The following is a 241-nucleotide window of genomic DNA, read 5'->3' as shown; positions in this document are numbered from 1 at the left end:
TACTTACTACTTTGCTGTGGCAGAAAAAAAGTAGCCGCCATGGCTGGAACTTCAAAAAAACACGATGTAATCGAAATGGTTGCGGAAGAGGATGATGAAATGTGGCAAATCTAAAAAAAATACCAATTGTTGGATATAAAAAGCATCAAGAATCTTGTATGGATTTCAACAGTGACTTGACGATTATTGTTGGAGAGAATGAGCCAGGTAAAACCACTATATTAGAAGCTATTGAAATAGT

At 35.7% G+C, this 241-nt stretch carries 1 protein-coding gene; it reads left to right on the top strand.

What is annotated here, in order from left to right; translation table 11 throughout:
* Window positions 1–101: 101 nt before the first annotated feature.
* Window positions 102–241, top strand: a 140-nt coding sequence (locus tag CF394_RS16250; RefSeq protein WP_165767419.1) for an AAA family ATPase, incomplete at its 3' end; no start/stop codon positions are given.

It is taken from the genome of Tetzosporium hominis (genome assembly GCF_002265435.1).
GTDB lineage: Bacteria > Bacillota > Bacilli > Bacillales_A > Planococcaceae > Chryseomicrobium > Chryseomicrobium hominis.
The sequence above is the reverse complement of the archived record's forward strand: the minus strand, read 5'-3'. Positions and strand labels throughout refer to the sequence as shown.